A 17442-nucleotide genomic window follows, 5' to 3' on the forward strand; every position below is an offset into this window, starting at 1 on the left:
CTTATTCCCGTTACTTGCCCGACTTCCAGCGGTCGTACGCGCCTTGGTATACTTCCGCTATACGGTCTCCGCCCATTTTTTTAACCTGCGCCAGATACTTGTCCCAGCCCGACATCGGCTCTTGTCCTGTTACGAACTTCGCTTCCATCTGCTGAACGTAAGTGTCCAGATCGGACAGCAAGGACGTAATTTCGCTTTGCTCGTCATTGGTCAGATAGACGTTAGGGAACGGAGCCTTGCCGATTGGCTTCAGCTTTTCTTCGCTTTCCTTTTGAATCCAATTATCGAATTCGGTCGTAAGACCATTCGTTAGTTCGTTAATTTTGATACCCGGCGTTAAGATCCCGAAGTTTGGCGTAAGCGTGCCGCGGAAATCTTCGCGATCCTGGCCGTTCGGAAGCTCGACCCATTCCTTCTCGTGCGTATCCTTGTTCTTGTACTTCCAGAGCATGCCTTCAGGTCCTTGGTTCATAAGCGTTGCGCCTTCGTAGCTGTATTGATAGTCAACCCAGCGCATGGTCGCCTCCGGATTCGGATCCTTGCTCGTAATGGCAAACGTTCCGTTCGCGGAGATGCCCGGATGCATGCCATAGACCGGCGTTCCCGCGATTTCGCTGCTGACCGGCGTCATAAGCGGATTATCCCCGCTAGGCTCGCCTCCAAGCGTGAAGTAAGGGAAATAGTCGTTAAACAAGGCGATCTGGTTATTCTGGCCTTTCGCTTTTTTCTGGTCGGAGGTTTGCGAGAAGGTCTCGTGATCCAGCAGGTTCTCGTTCCACAAACGATTCATGAACGTCAGGTAACCCTTATAGCCTTCCTCTTGCGGCGAATAGTGAACCTTGCCATCCTTATCGGCATAGATCGTCTCGTCATACATGCCCCAGAATCCAAAGAAGAACATGCGCAGATCGTCCAGCTTCACGGAAGTGAGCGGGATTTCGTCCTTCTTCCCGTTCCCGTTCGGATCCTCGTCCCTCACCCGCTTCAGAAAGCTGTACAGCTCCTCCGTCGTCTTCGGCAGTTCCGTTACGTTTAACGCCTTGAGGAATTTGCCGTTGTACCACATCGGACTGCGGTACCAGATCGCCGACAGATCGATATACGGAAGAGCATACATATGTCCGTCAGGCGTCGTAAACGATTTGCGGATGTCCGGATGCTCGTCGAAAATTTTCTTGAGATTCGGCGCGTAGCCCTCGTCAATATACTTCTCGAGCGGAATAAGCACGCCTTGGGTTCCGTACGTCACCTGTTCAGCCGGCGTCAAATCCGGAGCGTAGAGGACATCCGGCAGGTCTCCGCTCGCGAATACGAGGTTCTTCTTCGTGGAGAAGCTGTCCAGCGGCGTCAATTGATAGGTGAACTTGATATTCGTCAGCTTTTCCATTTCCTTTAACGCCGGCATGGTGTTCCAGTCTGCTTTGCCCACGTCCTGCGACATCATCTTAAGAGTGATTGGCTTGTCTACGATAGGAAAGCCGTCTTTTTTTACGCCGCTATCGGTAGAAGCCTCGGGTGAAGAAGAATTTGCAGAAGAGGATGGCGAAGCGGAATTGTTGTTCTCGCCCGAAGAACTGCAGGCAGCCAGCATGCTGGCTAACATGGTAACGCTGAGAATAACGGATGATGCCCTGGAAATCCTGTTCATGCAATACACACTCCCTTTTATTAGTTGATTGATATGGGAAGATCAGCCCTTAACGGAACCGATCATTACACCCTGAACGAAATAACGCTGCAAGAATGGATAAATCACGATAACCGGAATGGTAGCGACGATAATAACGGCATATTTGACGAGCGCCGCAATCTCCGCCTTGCTGTTCATGGCCGTTGCCGAAGAGATGTCGATCGCGCCTCCCCCTTGCGCTCCCATCTCCTGAAGAACCAGGATTTGACGCAAGACAAGCTGCAGCGGATACTTTCCGGCCTCGTTCAGATAAATCAGCGCCGAGAAATAACTGTTCCAGTTGCCTACCCCGTAAAACAACGCCATTACGGCGATGATCGGCAGCGAGAGCGGCAGTATGATTCTGAAAAACAGCCGCATATTCGAGCAGCCGTCAATCTGCGCGGCTTCCTGCAGCTCCTTCGGAATGGAGCTTTGAAAAAAGGTGCGGGATACGATTATATTCCAGATGGACGCGGCGGACGGAAGAACGATCGCCCACATCGAATTCATCATGCCTAGTTCCTTCACGAGGAGATAAGTTGGGATCAGACCGCCGCTGAAGAACATGGTAACCATAAACATGCCCATGAAGAAGTTTCTCCCGACGAAATCTCTGCGGCTTAGCGCGTAAGCTGCGGGCAGCGTCACGAACAAGTTGATCGCCGTCCCAACTACCGTATAGATGATGGTATTTTCGTAGCCAATCCAGATATTGGTGTTCTTGAACACCATCTTGTAGCCTTCTAACGTAATGCCTTTCGGCCACAGCCACATCTCTCCCGAAGCTACGGCCTTCGGATCGCTGATGGATGCGCTGATCATATACACCAGCGGATAGAAAACGATCAGAAAGGCGAGAAAAACGTACAAGTAATTGCAAGCGAGAAATAGTTTATCGCCCCTGCTCTCTTTAATGCCATGGAACATGCGTCTCCAGCCTCCTTCTTCGTAAGCTTTCACTTTACCACAAGCTGTTCTCGCTCGTCCTGCGAACAATCTGATTTACGGCTATCAGCAGAATGGCGTTTATGACGGAATTAAACAGGCCAACCGCTGCCGAGAAGCTGTATTGGGCATTCTCCAGACCGGAACGGTAGACGAAGGTAGCGATGACGTCGGAAGACTCCATATTAAGCGGATTCTGGAGCAGCAGGATCTTTTCGAACCCAACCCCGAACAAGCTCCCCATGTTCAAAATAAGCAAAATGGTCATCGTCGGAACCAAGACGGGTATATTAATGTGGCGAATGCGCTGGAACCGCGAAGCCCCGTCGATAATTGCTGCTTCATGAAGCCCGGGATCCACGCCGGATAAGGCGGCCAGATAAATGATCGTCCCCCAGCCCGCGCTCTGCCACACATTCGAGAATACGTACATTGTCTTGAACCATTTGGGATCGGTAAGAAATTCCGGCGTGCCAAAGCCAAGCCATTGAATGACATGAACCAGAATTCCGGTAGACGGCGACAGGAAGGATATGATCATCCCGGCCATGACGACAACCGATATAAAGTGAGGTGCGTAGGTGACCGTCTGGGCCATCTTTTTGAAAAAGCCGTTGCGTACTTCATTAAAGGCCAGCGCCAGTATGATCGGAATCGGAAAGCCAATCGCTAGATCATAGAGACTGACGCTCAGCGTATTCCAGATCAAGTCCCAGAAATAATAGGAATGGAAGAACCGGTCAAAATGGTCCAGTCCAACCCAAGGACTTCCCATTATTCCTTTGGTCGGGATAAACGATTTGAACGCGATCTGGACGCCGTACATCGGCAGGTAACAAAAGATAAGAAAGTAGAAAAAAGCCGGTGCAACAAAAAGGTACAATTCCCAGTTCTGCACGATCCTTCTTCCGAGCCGCTTGGTCGAAGTCCCGGATCGTAGCGCCATGCTGCCCGTTGCGGCAGCCTTCGAATCTTGCATCGGATCACCTCTTCCAAATAGGTTCAAGTGCTCTCGCCGCGAAGGAACGTTTGCTTGTCCTTGTCAGCGCTTACTTCCGAGGATAGAGCATGGAGTCGGCCAACGTAAATATGTCGTTTTCGTGAACGTGAAAAGCACCACCCGGCAAGGCCGTAGCGATGATGACAATCTCTACAGACAATCGGACAATATGTTGTTTTCGCAGCGGGATTAGGCGCCCAGCCTGTCCTTGTCAAAATTGACATATTCGAATCTATCCGAAGACAAAGAAAAGCCGGGTCAACAAGGACCCGGCTTTCCCTATTATAAGGGCAGCTTTTTCGTTCTGACAATGGAAACATTCCCTGTTAAGGCTTCAGGCAGCTGAACATCAAGCTCAATCTCTTCCGGAGCCGAAATTCGAAGGGACATGGCGTCATCCGCGATGCTCCAGTCCACCTCGATGGTTCCTCCGTTTGGAAGCGGTACTGCGCCTCTTGCCCATTTCAAATCGCATGGAGCCGGCTCGATCCTCACTTTGCTCCAGCCGCTGTCCAGCCGTTTGACTCCAAGCACGTTGCGTCCCAGGAAATAAGCCGGGCCAGCAGACCACGCATGACAATGGCTGCGGGTAAGCAGATCGGCATTGGCACGATTTTCCGTAAAATTCGGGTACATCTCCCAGCATGTCGTTGCATCGTTTGCGATCATCAAGCCGTAATTGCGGCGGATATCGTCAAGCATGGCGGGGATATGCCGCATCGCTTCCAGCGCTTCATAGTAGAAGAACGACATAAACGGACTGCCGATCTGCACAAACGAAGCCGGGGGCTGAAGAAGATAGGATTCCAGCTTTGCTCTGCGCTCCCCTTGAGCGATGCCGCACAATAGAGCAACGACCTGCGTCTGCATGCTATAGATGTCCGAGCGCCGTCCGTCCGCATGAATGCAATCGAGGTAAGCTCCCCGCTCCTCATCCCATAAACGGTCATTTATGGCTTGCTCCAATAATCCGGCCGCTTCGGCAAAAGAAGCTCCTTCATCCGCTTTCCCTGCTTCGACGGACATTTGTGCCGCCTGCCGGAGCGTCTTCGTCAGGAACAGATTCTGATGGGTGACAATCCCTTCGTTCGGCTGGTCAATCGGCGCCCAGTCGAGCAGGTTCCAGCCCCGCATGTCGAGCAGCCCATCCGCATTGATATGGGTCAAATAATGCTCGAGCGTAAAGCGGACATGGGGCCACATCTCGGCGGCAAAAGCCTTGTCTCCCGTATGCTCCACATATTCCATCGTCGCGAGCACCCAGAAGAACGTCCAGTTCGGAATAACGCTTGTCCAGCCGCTTGGCACCTGATCCATATAGAGCGGGGATCTGTCCTTCGAGCCCGGGACAAGACGCAAGCAGCGTTTCACGATATCCAGCTCGCCAAAAACATAATAGTTAACCAATGCCTCGTTTCGGCTGTCTCCCACCCAGTAAGTCTGCTCGTAAGAAGGACAGTCTACAAACGTATCCTCCATGCAGTTCCGGGTCGTGTGCTGGCTGATCGCCCAGATGTCGTTCAGCAGCGGGTCGGAGCTATGGAATGTTCCGGCTTCCGCAACCGGATAAGTGCTCTGCACCATATAGACCTCATGCAGATTAACAGGCCCTGCCGCTCCTCTAATGGTCAGCACCGCGTAACGGAACCCGCGCCGGACCGGCGATTCGTATTGCTGCCGGCCTTCCCGGCAAACGTATCTGAACGTATTATCGAGACCAAACGTATGCTGGCGGAAATCGGCTTTTAAGTATTCAAGGCCGTATACATCCACAACCGTCCCAGCCGGAGCCTCAAGCTTGAAGCCGAAAAAGCCGGTCCGCTGCTTGCCGAGATCAATGACGAGCTCGGTATCTCCGTCTTGGAAGCGAGGGATTACCGCATATTCCCGCGCTGCCGTCAGGCAGGCATTAAGACCGGAAGGCATCGCATACCGCTCGGCTTCCGGACGCCATACATTGGAGCCAAATACGTCCTGTTCGGTATAATAAACGCCTTCCAGAGGGCGGATCCAAGACTGAACGGCAGCAAGCTCCTCCATTGAAGCGGCTCCTGCTGCTTTTATATAGTTAGGCTCATTCCTGTCAATCTGCCTGTTTTCCCTCGTATCGACGTATTCCGTATCGTCAAAAGGTCCAATTAGCAGCCACGGCGTCTCCCCGGCCGGATCGAGAGAATGAAGCGAGAACTTCCGCTCCGAATGGATCGCTACGTGGTAAGCCCCCCCATGATCCCCTTGGGTAATATCAAGCAGAAGAAAATGCTCGCCGGCTTCCAGCTCTACCTCGTAGTAACGCTCCGGATCGTTGCCGTAACTCTTCTCAATCCGTTGTCCGTCGATCCAGAGCTTCTCGCCGCGGGATTGCAAGATGCCAACCGTTACCTGGCCGGCTTCAGCAAGCGAAAGCGTCGTTGCCATGTAGCCCATATATTGAATAGGATTGGCATGCTCCACCGAACCGGGAACCATTGCGTTACGAAGATCAATAGCTGCCGTCCAGGCAGGCGGCTTGACCCGCTGGAGGGACTCAATGCGGGAAGGATACAGCTTCTCTTCCGTCAGGAACGGGATATCGCGGGGAATCAGCTTCTTCCACGGCCCTTCCCCGACTTCAGCAACGTGTGAAGCCTGTAACCAAGAAGAATCGTCGTAGGCTGTCTCCGTCCAATCGCCATCCGATTCCCTCGCATCGTAAATTTCCGCAAAGCCTTGCTGACACGACATCCGGGGAGCCGCGGTATGATGGCCTCTCAGCTTCTCCGTCTTCCAGGACGTATCCGTCGCTGCCAGCACGTCAGCGCCTGAAGCGATTTCCGCGAGAAGACCGCCCTTCCCCCGCAAATAATAGAAGTTGGTTACGCCAAAATGCAGCACAAGAACGGCAATCGTGTTCCTTCCGCCCGACTGAAGTAAATGACCGATGGAATAGGTATCGTAAAACTGCTCCTCCGGCCAAGAACGGACCGGACCTCTGCCGACTTGCACCCCGTTCACATAAGCAACGTATCTCGAATCCGCACTAATTCGCAGCTGCGTATCGGATGCTCCCTCCCCCGGCACGTCAAACGTTGAACGGAAGCAGCGCCATTCGTTGCGAGGGCTTTCCTCCTCCCCTCCCCAAATCCATCGAGCCTTCCAAGCCGTTTCCTTCATCGTCTTTTCCTCCTCGTCCTATTGAAAGCATTTTCTGACTGCCTTGTCTTCACCGCAACTTAATTCCAGTTATTGGCGTTAAAGGAATAGAGCTCATACCTTAACTACCAAGGAGGAATAGGTTTGTCGGACAAGCTAATGGGCGCCGCAGCGATTATTACAAATACCGAAGGCAAGGTGCTGCTGGTCAAGCATAGTTATGGCAAGAACAATTGGGATCTGCCGGGAGGCAAATCGGAAGCTAACGAATCGGCACAGCAGACTGCCGCAAGAGAAGTGGTTGAGGAGACCGGGCTGACGGTCGAGATTGGCGCGTTAACGGGGATCTATTACGATCCGGCTTATGATATGCACCACTTTGTCTTCTTGGCGGATATTCATGGCGACCAGCATCCCGTGCCAAGCTCTCCGGAAATACTGGAATGCCGCTATTGCGATCCCGCTGATCTCCCTCGGCCAATTAGCGATTTTACCAGCAACCGGATTCTTCATGCGCTAGATTCAAACCGCAAGTCTCTCTTCCATACCATTGGCCCTAGGCAATGGATTTAAGAGAATCCTCTGGTTAAAAAACAAAGCTCCTTCGCATCCAGCTCATGCTGGCATTAGAGGGAGCTTTATTTTGTTTCTTATTTTCTGCCAAGGGCTTGCCGGATGAGCCCCACTTCCTGCGTTGTCAGCGGCTCTCCCGCCGCCAACGCGTTGGATTCCACCTGACGGATATTTTTGAAGCCGGGAATGACGCATGCATTTGGAGATTGTGCCAACGCAAATTGAATAGCTGCTCTAACCAGATCCTGCGTGCTTTCGCCAAAATGCTCTTTAAGAGGCTGAAGCTGTCTGCGGATCTCGAGCAAGCGTTCCTTGGAATAGGATTGATTCGTTGAACGGATATCCCCTTCCCCAAACTTTGGAGGATGCTCCGGATCGAATTTATCCAGCAGCAAACCTTGAGCAAGCGGTCCGAATAAGACCATGCCTAGATTTTGCTCTTCCGCCCAGCGGAATAGATTGGTATTCTCCCGATCAAATTCATTGCCGAAGGCGTTGTAATGGAACTGCAGCACATCCGGACGAGTTACCGGACATACCCGCATAAAATCGGCATAGCTGTATGCCGATTGGCCAATGACGCGAACCTTGCCTTCCTTCTGAAGCTCGCGCATCGTATCGGCTGCTTCCTCCAGATAGCGGTCTTCCGGGCCAAAGTTCGTATTATGGAAATAATAGAGATCCACATGATCCGTTCCGAGATTCGTAAGCGTCTGTTCCAGCTGGTGGCGGATATGCACCGGCTGCATCGCGTTAGGTGCGGTTCCTCTGAACCATCCTACCTTGGAGGCTACAACGACGGAGTCGCGGGGAACATCCTTCAGGAACTGTCCGATTACCCGCTCCGAATGGCCGTTGCCGTATACATCCGCTGTATCCAAATGGTTAATGCCTAGCTCATGCGCTCTGCGCAAGCCGGCAAGAGACTCGTTGTCATCATTGCCCGACCAGCCAACGGGTTCACCGTCCCGCCACGATGGCCCGCCAATTGCCCAGCAGCCCAAGCTAATCTCGCTTACCTTCAATCCGGATCGTCCTAGTACACGGTATTCCATGACTATCACCTCTAAGTGAAATATGAATATTTGATATAACATATGATTCCATTCATTATAACATTAGAGATTTTGCGGAATAAGAAGTGAAAAATTATTTACTTAGTTACTCCAGGATACTGTGGGATTGCGACATCAATATGAAGACAATTGGCTTTAAACCGCAATAAAAAACCCCTTCCGGGCTACCGGAAGGGGTTGCTAACTCGGGATAATGGAAGTTTACCCTCGAAACAGGAATATTTGCTTTACGTACCTTAAAAAATGAACATCCGTATAGGATGCCAGTCGTTTGTTTAGATCGCGATATTCCTCCAGTTTGTCTGAATGGCGTTTACTTCGTTCATCGATCTGCCTATCAAAGAGATGAAGCTCGCTCTTAAGCCGGGTTCTGGCAGCCTCCAATTCACTCGTTAAGGAAGCCAGCTCAGGATGATGGGCCTGCTTGATCAAATCTAATTTTTCCTGTGCTTCGGTTTTATACGTTTGTTCCGTATCGGTTAATTTTGACTTTCGACCCTTATACTTTAACGCTATGGCAGAGATTTCACTGTGAGGAAGAACTGCAGGAATTTTAGTCCGGTACTTGCGTTCGATTTTTCTTTTCCAGTCGACCAGCGCCTTCGCTTGAGACCGGCTCATGCCTACATGAACGGAACCGCCGTTTTTTAAAATCAAATAGGCCCTATCGATTTGTTTGCGGCCATAGGACTGATTGATCGTAATGTCCATGAAATCGGCCGGCGTTCGAATTCCGTTCGTTCTTAAACGGCGTTTCATTTCATCGTCGATTTCCGGAATTTTTTCCTGGCTTATCTTATGTTTCGTTATTTGCTCTTCCAGCCATGTTTTTTGGAACGAGGCCAATTTGCCGGACAACTCCGTTTTTTCCTCATGGTCAATGTTCCGTCTTTCGCCAAATAACCCGTTTAAATGAATATGAAGCTCCTTCTCCACCGCTTCCTTTTCATGCCTTTCCCGATAAGCGGCTTCCTCGAGCTTTTGTACGCAATCGTAGATCGATTCCTCTTCCATTTGACTAAAGCTTTGCTTGTTATCGTTTAATTCCTTCAATTCGCTTCTCAGTTCGGACAGGACAAGCTCCAGCCTTTTTATGTTTTCGCGCGTTTCTCTCTTTTCCCGGACGGCGGGAACCTTTCCGTAACGCCAGCTTAAAAAGGCCATCTCCGTTCCAAAACCTATAATCGAACAGAAGAGTAGCGCTGCAACCGGGGCACTGCCGTACAAAGCAGCCGCGGCTAGCGCTGCCGCGAGTAAAATCAGGTAAGAAACGAAGCTGTCCCGCAAAAGCAAATACGTTGATCGCTTCTTGCGCGGCGCCCTGTCCAACGTAATATGGTCCAACACCCAGGACGTCCCGCCGGAATACGAGGTTTCCGGCGGCGATATGACGGCAGCCTTCCTTGGCATTCGCTTCAAGAACCGATCATACAAGACAATTAGTGAATTCTTAAAAGCCCTATTTTTGGAGGTGGATGAGATATGGAGGCTTGAAGGCTGCATATCCTTCTCTCCCTGATCAGGAACCGAGAGTCTAGGCACCTCCGGCACTTCCATGGCCGCGAAAACGCGGAGAGCGTTTGCTGACTTGCGTACCGCTTCTTCCTCAACCATCGTCAGTAATTCGAACGCCCGTGAAACATCCGGACTAACAAAGTCATTCCGCCGAAAAAGAAGGCTTTCCTCCGCCTCACCCGCTTCAAGCGAATGCCATAATGAGGGATCGGAACGAACAGCTTCGATCGATATCCAAATCACCCATGCCGAAAAGTGATCGATATAGGGGCCGAAATGTCCTTCATTCCTTCCCGGGTGCTGGTAGTTTCGATGACCAAGCTCGTTGCTTGGCATGCCGTTTAAAGCGGGGACATACATCCCGTCGTAATCGATCATTATGATTTCATTATTGTGGATCAATATATTTCCATGCTGCAAATCGCCATGCCCGATATTGGCCAAGCTCAACTCGCGGGTCATTATTATCCATTTATCGGAGAGCTCCTGCAGCAGGTCGGCACGATGCAGGTTCCGCTCCATGTAATCGAGCAGCGACTCTCCTTCCACCCACTGCATTTTTACGATCGGAAACCACTGGCCGTTAATGTTGATGCCTTCGGAAAGATATTCGAATGGGACGAGATAAGGAAGAGGATTGGAGCGTAAATGCAAGCTGATGGCATCGTAGCGGATCTTCTGATCCTTCACATTGTTAGTGAAGCACCTGACCGCCCACTCTCTTTCGCCACAATTCAGTTTGTACACGCTGGCGAAGCTTCCCGATATCGGACGGGGGAGGCCGAGCTTATCCAATTCAGGAAGGCCAGCCTGCAGATCCGGGTCCTTGAAGCAGATACGCGGATTTTGGATGGCTTCCCTATAATCCTGCGGAGTGGGCCAGAACAATAGCCTCACTTCCCTTTAACCAGTTTTAGACGAATGAACGTAACATCATCATTTCTAAGATAGAAACAGCCTTCACGATGAGGCCGCCGTCTTTCTTCATGCACGAGAGTGTTAAAGTCGCGCTCGCCGGCCAGCTTTTGTATGATGCTTATTACGCTGCTATCTTCCTTGTATCGAGTGAGCAGCCAGCAGGCTAGGGCATCGGTCATCAACCAGAACTCGTCTCCCGCTTCCGCGGTACCGCTCCATTTGCGAACAAACGCATGAAGCTGGACGTTATTGGCCGCGTTACTCGAGATGAGAACCGGACGACTCCCGAAATCATCGGTTGTGCTTAAAGGAAAGGAAGCGATCATCGTATCCTCTCGAACATGAAAAATACAGCTGTCGCCGACCGCAATCGCGTCAAATGCCGCGGACTCCGCATCCACCGCGAATCGGAACGTAATCCCCGCTAATGTGGAAAACGCCCCGCTGCTGAGCTTCTCTTGCGCATACCAGGGAAGGCTTTTGCCGCTGGTTTTTTTCTGCCAGGCTTTCGATAATGGGGAGACTGATCTATGGATCTGGTTATCTCCCAATCTGCCAAGGCAATAACCCTTTACGAGCAATCTCGCCCATAGTTCAGCAAACGAGGACTCGCTTGCCCCATCGGCTATGGCGAATCTACAGCATGTCGTCTCCTTGTGAACATGCGTGCTGCTATGGGAGGCATCCTCGTATTCATCGGTGCGATTTCCTGCCTTCGGCAATAGAAAACATTCGCTTTCGATTCGCATAGCTTTAAGCTCTATCGCAGATTGGCCGGACGCGTTCCGATATCAAGCGCCTGGATCACGAGAGTCAAATCCGCATTGAGGACAAAACCTCTGGCTCCATCAGAAAGATTCAAGTCGTATTCCTGATTGGCGACTCGGATCATAAAAGGCGTCAGCGAACTTGAGCCTTCGTAAAGCATCCTGGAATACGCGTCGGGCAGCGCGTCCGCGGTTTCCGGAAAGCGGAGCTCCACCGCACTTGGACTATCGGATATGTGCAGGTTGAATAGCAGGACATTTCCGTCATCGGTCGAGAGTGCTCTAATTTGTTCCATTTCAAGTGTAGGATCGCCGTCGGTCGATTCCCCATCCGTGATATGAATGACAACCGGCGGAAAACAATGCGTGTACTCGCTGATCCATTGAGTCAGAACGGTTTGAGCCGTTCTCATCGCTTCGCACATCGGCGTGCCTCCGTTTGCAACGGGCTCAAACCAGACCGGAAACTTGACGAGCTGATCAACCAGTCCGCCTGCCCCATCCGGCACTTTTTTCAACCGCTTATCCAGCTTTGAAGGGTTATCGGCAATTTCGCTAATCGGCACCACTTCTTTCCCCGCTAAAACACCTCCGAACGCCGGACCTACACCGGCGCCGTAGCCAATTACGCCAACATGATAGTAATCGCGTATCCCTTCCGACTTCGCGCACTTGATAACGAGATTTTGCAATAACCGGTTGATGGCGTCCGAAACGCTCTCGGACTTCGTGCTTGCCCCAAACGGATCGGACATCGACCCGGATTGGTCGATAATAAACAAGATACACGATGGATTCGAACGGCTGATTTCAGCTGAATACATGCGCTCACCCCTCCTAATAGATACATAGTTATACCTATTCGAAAAGGGACAAGATATTGACAATAAATCATTAATAAGGACTCTTGCATCATTCAAAATCTACGATGTTGCTGATCTTTCATGGTTCTACTTGGAGTTTTTTCAATTCGTCGATAATTTCCTGAGGCTCCATTCGTTTCATGAAATCCGGATTGACGTACGCACGGCGGATTATCCCTTCTTTATCTATAACAAACGTCGCTGCAAGCGGCAAAATCCAGCGATCGGTTTTGTTGAACACGGTCAGATCCAAACCGAAATTCGAGAAGGCGTCCTGTAGGTAATCGGGCAATTCATACAAAACACGGTAACTTTCAGCGACTCGGCCGTTCAAATCACTCAGTACCTGGATAGTCAGATTCTCCTTCTCTTTATGCGACAACGAATTGTCCGGGCTTTGCAAAGATACAGCAATGAGCCGGCCGCCAAGCTTCTCCATATCCGGCAGCGATTGTTGGTAAGCCCGAAGCTGAATATTGCAGAACGGACACCAGCTGCCGCGATAGAAGGTTAGAACAACCGGTCCCTTCGCAAGCTCGTCATATAGGTTCACTTGCTCATCGAGCGGATTGGTTAGCGTAAAATCAGGAGCTTTGTTCCCTTCCTTTAAACCGAAAACAATACCAGAACCCTGTTGCTCCTTAATATGCCGAAAAACCTGCGAGTACACCTCTTCAGGTGCTTTGGCGATAAAGCCTTCCTTCGCTTGATCCAATTCATCTTGAACCGCCATTGTACAACACTCCTTTTATGTTTTGTTCATATAACCATTCAAGGAAGTTCTTTCCTCCTATTTTAATCTAAGACTGAAATAACACTAAAAGAACCTGCGACACAGTTCTCGCCGGCGTTCTCCACGCAGCTGGGCCCTTTACTTCAACAAAACAAAGCTGCAGCTGATCTTCCGATCTGCTGCAGCTTACGACTACAAATACATATTTTATCTAAGATTATGCGTATTGAAGTACCCATTCTTTAATTTGAGCTGCTACAACAGCTACTTCGGCAACCGTAGTATCGACAATAGGCATTGGTGGGCTATATTCTTTATCTGCATGATCAACTAACCATTTTGCAAATTCCTTATAGTCCTGAATCATTTCTTCCGGCCAGTTTCTTGCACGTAATCGTATTTCACGAGTTTCATCATCACAGTGTAAATTTAGATAATATACATGTTTAAAATAAGGGTAATCCACACACTTTTTAATATCCCATGGCATTGCTGTTCCACATATTATTGTCATCCGTCCACTTTCAGCAGTATTTCGTGCAACCCTAAGCCATACGTTTCTTATTTGTTGTTCGTCAGTAATGCCGACTTCGCGGAGATTATCGATATCAAAAATATTGAAATGAGGTAATATTTTTCGAAGCTCATCGATAACATAAGTTTTTCCGGAACCGCTTGAGCCTGTCACAATGAATAGCGGTATTTTTTTCTCCATTAGAAAGTTTTGTTCATTGCCCATATATAGTCCACCTTTACGCAAATGTAATTCGCTCACTTAACCCTCATCACGTATGAATCTCTATATTCTTGCGGTGAGCAGCCTGTTGAGCTTTTGAAGAACCTTGTAAAGGAGGTAGCTGATTCATAACCTACTTGTCTGGCAATCTCATGTATTTTAATGTTTTCATTCACTAACAATTCTTTGGCTCTTTGAATTCTGGCTGCATCAATGAATTCCGTTAAATTCTTTTTCGTTTCTTGCTTAAATATTCTTGATAAATATGAGGGGTTTAAATACACTTGCTCGGATAATCGAACAAGAGACAAATCCTCACCGAGATGTGAAACTATAAAATTTTGAATAAACGAGATTACATTATCAGCCCTTCTTTTTTGCTCTAGCTTTTGAAGTTCAAAAACGCATACGGAAAGCTTTCTTATATAAGTGACTGCATCGGCCCAACTACAAAAACTAACCGTATTAACAAACCGGATTTCACCTATTTTGCTGATTACCTTGTCACGCAATCCCCAACGATTCATATAAGACAATAAGCACATTGAAATAGAGCAATACACTTGCTGGGCAACCAGATTATTTTTATTTTTTATCAAGCTTAAAGGCAGCAAAATTTGCTCCAGCTCTTCAAAATACTTATCCTTCAGCCCTGATTCTAAATATTGCTCTATGAAAGTAAACAAATTGGTAGTTGTAAGTGACAGTAATTTTTGCTCTGCTTCAAATTCCTCATCGTTAGAGCATTCCGCTTTATTCTCCGCTGCAGCAGTCGAGGGCACTTCATCATCTACTAATAATACCGTATTCTCTGTTCCAATTCGGTAATTCAAAAGGGAATGCAAGGCATGATATTGCTGCGAGATATCATTCCATGTCGTCGGTTTACTGCCAACGGTAAAGCTGATAGAATGATTGAGCTTATCCTGGCAGCTTTGCTGGACGGACTCAAGCATTCCCTTTATATAGTGTAACGTATGGACATAATCTTCCGTAGCCGGGTTTACGTTTTCCTTCGGTTGTATAAGGATCGTAAATCTAAAATGATCGTCTAAAATGATGACGCATTTCAAATTAGTGGTAAGATACCGCTTGATCATTTGTCGAACAGAGTAAATTTGCTGTATTTTCTCTAAATAGTTATCGTCTTGGAGCGATAGATCATCTAATTTACCTACAACAAGGATAACCGGGGCTTCATCCGTAATGGGCAGAGAAAGCTGGTCAAATTGCTCCTTCGTTGCCTTTACCATGGAGCTCCCCTTTAATAAGTTAAGCAGATAACCTTCCTGAAACAGTTCCAATGCGATGTGAATTTTTTCTTTGGCTTCTCTGATGAGATCACCGGTTTTGATTTCCTTACGGATTTTAAACACCGTCTCCTCAACAACTTGTATGATCTTATCGATATCCTCCAATTTCAGAATATAGCTTACATCGGGATGCTGGATCGCTTTATAGATATAGCTAAACTCGCTGTGACCCGTTAAAAAGATGATTTTGCATTGCGGCCACTGCTTAAATATTTCATCCATCAGTTGCAGCCCGTTAATATTCGGCATATCGATATCCGTCAACACAATATCCATACGGGTGCGATGCAGCCACTCTATCGCTTCTTCACCGCTATATGCCTTATACACGTCAAGCGATAAGTGGTCCATCCCTCTAAATACCTCAAATAAATGATTAACTATAATTTCCTCGTTATCTACAATCAAAAGTCTTAACATGGCTACTCCCTCAGCTTAGCATGAATTTGCAATCTGACTAATAATCCGCCCAGCTCACTTCTTGCTACCTGCAGCCCATACTCCTCACCATAGATCAGTTGCAATCTTCGATGAATATTGTTCAGCCCAGACGATTCGCTGCTGTGTGCTTCCATGAATTGTTTTTCTAGATCCAGCAATTTTTCATCGGTTAATTGCTTTCCATTATCCTCGACAAAAATCGATAGCTTATCATCTGTCGTTTGGAAATAAACCCGAATGGTGACGGGACCTTTTGAATGCTCTACCGCATATTTAAAAGCATTTTCGATAATTGGCTGTACGATTAATCTAGGGACGCTGATTTCCTTAAAGAAAGGCGGACAGTCTTCAAATTCAATCGTCAGCTTGCTTGGATAACGCATTAACTGAATATCGGCATAGGTTCTTGCATGCTCAATTTCCTCATACAAAGAAATAAAGTCGGAATCATTTTTAGTAATAAACTGAAAATACTCCCCTAATAGCTTGGTGAAAGGAATCAAATTCTCATCCTTTACTTTCGCCATCATGTTCATTAAGAAAAAGCTATTGTATAAGAAGTGGGGGCTGATTTGAGATTGAAGATGCTTTAACTCGGCTTTTTGTTCAAGAATTTTGTGTTTATACACTTGATCAATGAGATTCGAGACGTTTTGAACCATGGAATTAAAGCCCTTGTTTAAGTAATCAAATTCATTGTTGTGATTCACTTCCACTTTGACATTGAAATTGCCCTTTTCAACACTGCGGAACGATTTCACAAGCTCCTTCATCGGACGTTGAATTAACTGGTAGGTGTAAGCATAGATAAACGTGACAAGGATGAGTACTACACCCGTAAACACCCATAGCCACACGTAAAATCCTTTTGTCGGAACCAGTACAGCATCTTTAGGTATGAATCGAAACAGCACCATATTTAAGTATTCGGATTTCTCCGCGATGATAAACGTGTCGCCATGACTAATCACTTCGCCAATTTTGAATTCGCTTTCATTTCTTGCGAACGAATGAACGACATCGTCGAACATGTGATCCTCGTCGCTATATATCGTTAACCCGTTTGTTAGATCCAGCAAAATCGACTGACTGTCGGGATAAGTATCGAACTGCTTTAACGCTTCCCGGAATACTTCCGTATTTAGTTCGATTTCGATCATAAACAAAGGGCTTAACCCCATGTTGCCCGATAGAAATGTACTGAGATGAAGGTTCCCATTATACATTAATAATTGAGCGCCCTTCATCCCTTCCGGAATTCTTAGTGCTTCAAATTTGTCCCTATTCAAAGCGCCCACTGATTTTTTGGAGGAAATGGTCTTTTGTATAGGGTAAATATGCGCGCTAACATTTGAAATATAAGCATTGCTATTTTGTATGGATACCAGGCGATGATGCAGCTTTCTCATACTCTCCATCTTTTCGTAATCGTCCATAATCGTATATCGTATCGCAAGCTTATTTAAATCCTCATCATTTAAAACATCATATTGCAATATTTTTATTCGATCGATTTCTGCCTCCAGCCCCTCTAAATAAAAGGTAACCTGAGCCGTCGTTGATTTGTAAATTTCATCTTTAACCGTCTTTAAGCTCCAGTTGTACATATAAATACCTAAAGCGACAATGACCAAGATTGCGGCTAAAAATGTAGCCATTAATCTAACAAAAATGCTAGATTTAATTGCCACCCCCTCCTTCTATTTCTTTTCCTACATATTAACAAAAAATCATAGCACAAAACATGACTATTTGTTT

General features: G+C 47.9%; 13 protein-coding genes. 1 reads left to right on the forward strand and 12 read right to left on the reverse strand.

From position 1 onward, the window contains the following. Nucleotides 1-10: 10 nt before the first annotated feature. The 4 genes from PGL01S_RS12490 to PGL01S_RS12505 all read right to left on the reverse strand — a co-directional run bounded on the left by PGL01S_RS12490 (nucleotide 11) and on the right by PGL01S_RS12505 (nucleotide 6770). Entirely contained in the window at nucleotides 11-1648 is a 1638-nt protein-coding gene (locus PGL01S_RS12490; protein ID WP_127494970.1) for an extracellular solute-binding protein, read from the reverse strand. Nucleotides 1649-1690: 42 nt separating this feature from the next. Continuing rightward, on the reverse strand, nucleotides 1691-2599 hold the full coding sequence (locus tag PGL01S_RS12495) for a carbohydrate ABC transporter permease (RefSeq protein ID WP_116393804.1): 909 nt from the start codon (nucleotides 2597-2599) through the stop codon (nucleotides 1691-1693). Between the two features lie 34 nt (nucleotides 2600-2633). After that, complete coding sequence (locus tag PGL01S_RS12500) at nucleotides 2634-3563, reverse strand: ABC transporter permease (protein ID WP_373864158.1); 930 nt, start codon at nucleotides 3561-3563, stop codon at nucleotides 2634-2636. A 336-nt stretch (nucleotides 3564-3899) separates the two neighbouring features. Next, complete coding sequence (locus PGL01S_RS12505) at nucleotides 3900-6770, reverse strand: family 78 glycoside hydrolase catalytic domain (protein WP_127494972.1); 2871 nt, start codon at nucleotides 6768-6770, stop codon at nucleotides 3900-3902. Nucleotides 6771-6893: 123 nt separating this feature from the next. Between PGL01S_RS12505 and PGL01S_RS12510 the strand changes: the two genes are divergently transcribed. After that, nucleotides 6894-7322, forward strand: a complete 429-nt coding sequence (locus PGL01S_RS12510; RefSeq protein ID WP_127494973.1) for an NUDIX hydrolase — start codon at nucleotides 6894-6896, stop codon at nucleotides 7320-7322. A 77-nt stretch (nucleotides 7323-7399) separates the two neighbouring features. On the opposite strand, the gene PGL01S_RS12515 is transcribed toward PGL01S_RS12510, so the two are convergent. The 8 genes from PGL01S_RS12515 to PGL01S_RS12550 form a co-directional block, all read right to left on the reverse strand. Further along, nucleotides 7400-8377: an aldo/keto reductase gene (locus PGL01S_RS12515; protein WP_164775451.1), complete on the reverse strand. Its 978-nt coding sequence runs from the start codon at nucleotides 8375-8377 to the stop codon at nucleotides 7400-7402. A gap of 222 nt (nucleotides 8378-8599) precedes the next feature. After that, nucleotides 8600-10801, reverse strand: a complete 2202-nt coding sequence (locus PGL01S_RS12520) for a protein kinase family protein (protein ID WP_127494975.1) — start codon at nucleotides 10799-10801, stop codon at nucleotides 8600-8602. Between the two features lie 5 nt (nucleotides 10802-10806). Next, entirely contained in the window at nucleotides 10807-11580 is a 774-nt protein-coding gene (locus PGL01S_RS12525; RefSeq protein WP_127494976.1) for a protein phosphatase 2C domain-containing protein, read from the reverse strand. Nucleotides 11581-11591: 11 nt separating this feature from the next. Next, entirely contained in the window at nucleotides 11592-12422 is an 831-nt protein-coding gene (locus PGL01S_RS12530; RefSeq protein WP_116393811.1) for a vWA domain-containing protein, read from the reverse strand. A 118-nt stretch (nucleotides 12423-12540) separates the two neighbouring features. Then, nucleotides 12541-13194 carry a peroxiredoxin-like family protein gene (locus PGL01S_RS12535; protein WP_127494977.1) on the reverse strand — a complete coding sequence of 218 codons (654 nt, stop codon included), beginning with the start codon at nucleotides 13192-13194 and terminating at the stop codon, nucleotides 12541-12543. Nucleotides 13195-13411: 217 nt separating this feature from the next. Then, nucleotides 13412-13933: an ATP-binding protein gene (locus PGL01S_RS12540; RefSeq protein ID WP_244935576.1), complete on the reverse strand. Its 522-nt coding sequence runs from the start codon at nucleotides 13931-13933 to the stop codon at nucleotides 13412-13414. Between the two features lie 32 nt (nucleotides 13934-13965). Continuing rightward, complete coding sequence (locus PGL01S_RS12545; protein ID WP_127494978.1) at nucleotides 13966-15663, reverse strand: response regulator transcription factor; 1698 nt, start codon at nucleotides 15661-15663, stop codon at nucleotides 13966-13968. A 2-nt stretch (nucleotides 15664-15665) separates the two neighbouring features. After that, on the reverse strand, nucleotides 15666-17375 hold the full coding sequence (locus PGL01S_RS12550; protein WP_174806558.1) for a sensor histidine kinase: 1710 nt from the start codon (nucleotides 17373-17375) through the stop codon (nucleotides 15666-15668). Between the last annotated feature and the right edge of the window lie 67 nt (nucleotides 17376-17442).

This window comes from Paenibacillus glycanilyticus NBRC 16618, assembly GCF_004000805.1.
GTDB classification, from domain to species: Bacteria; Bacillota; Bacilli; order Paenibacillales; family Paenibacillaceae; genus Pristimantibacillus; species Pristimantibacillus glycanilyticus.